The sequence below is a fragment of the Allobosea sp. 01N443 genome (genome assembly GCF_056399325.1).
Map to the genome: position 1 here is coordinate 1 of NZ_JBFTRC010000386.1, position 1,346 is coordinate 1,346.

The following is a 1,346-nucleotide window of genomic DNA, read 5'->3' on the forward strand; positions in this document are numbered from 1 at the left end:
TGGATTACTCCCAGGCGACGCAATGCATCGACATCAACCTGGTCGAGGGCAAGGCGGTCAGCGTCGAGATCGGCGAGGACAGGTTCTCCAATATCGAGGCCGTGATCGGCGGCAGTGGCAACGACCACTTCACCATCGGCACTGACGCGGTGACGCTGACCGGCGGTGCCGGCGACGACTGCTTCTCGTTCGACGTGCCCTATGACGCGGACGATCGCGACCTGATCCACCGGATCCTCGATCTCGAGGCCGGCGACCGCATCGTCGTCAAGCAGTACCAGTTCGGGACCGATGGCGCGCCCGCCGACAGTGCCGCCGCGGAGGGAGCAGATCCGTTCGCCACGGCCTATGGCGACGAGGCCGAYGCTGCCGGCCGGCCCTTCCRCTTCCGCATCGAGAAGATCGGTGACGATGACTACACCTATGTCGACGTCTWTCTCGAGCAGMMYGACGAGARGGACTACTCSATCGAGATCCAGGGCAGYCACAGGCTTTAYTAYTAYTGACCTCGGTGCGSGGCMGCKSGGCCTCGCATCCCGGGTCCGCTGACGGGAGAGACGGATATGACCAGGCGCAATGTCGCATCGCAGGTGGGCGGGGACGCCAGGGAAGGGCGCGAGCCGAACTTCGGGCTCGGCCGGCATATGCTCGCCGGTACCGCGCTCGCCCTGCTCCTGGTCGTCGGCTGCGGCGGCTGGGCCGCCAGCGCCCATCTCAACGGCGCCGTGATCGCCCAGGGCTCGATCAAGGTCGATCAGAACCTCAAGGAGGTGCAGCACCGCGACGGCGGCGTCGTCCAGGCGATCGGGGTGCGACAGGGCGACCGGGTCGAGGCWGGCCAGACCCTGTTCTGGCTCGACGATGTCCAGACCAAGGCCGAGCTCTCGATCATCCGCTCGCAGCTCGGCGARAATCTCGGYCGCAAGGCCCGCCTGATCGCCGAGCGCGACAACCTYGCCGCGATCACCTTCCCGGCCGAGTTCGCCCGATTCTCCGACGAGGCCAGCCAGATCATCCAGGGCGAGACCCGGTTGTTCGACGGCAACCGCACCAACCGCGAAAGCCGCAAGGAACAGCTCGAGATCAGCATCGTCCAGTCCGGTGAGGAGGTGAAGGGCCTCGAGGCGCGCCAGGTCGCCAAGGTCGAGGAGCTGCGCCTGGTCGAGCTCGAGCGCAACAAATATCTCGGCCTGTTTCAGAAGGGCTTCATCGACGGCACGAAGGTCTACAAYATCAACCGCGAATGGGCCCGCCTGCTCGGCGAGCGCGGCGAGATCGAAGCCTCGATCGCCCGCGCCCGGCTGCGCGTCAGCGACGCCCGCCTCCAGATCATCGCCGTCGACGAG

At 66.5% G+C, this 1,346-nt stretch carries 2 pseudogenes; both read left to right on the forward strand.

The features are described from left to right. A pseudogene (locus AC1DRP_RS36570) lies at positions 1 to 506 on the forward strand (calcium-binding protein); the annotation flags it as partial. Between the two features lie 57 nt (positions 507 to 563). Next, a pseudogene (locus AC1DRP_RS36575) lies at positions 564 to 1,346 on the forward strand (HlyD family type I secretion periplasmic adaptor subunit); the annotation flags it as partial.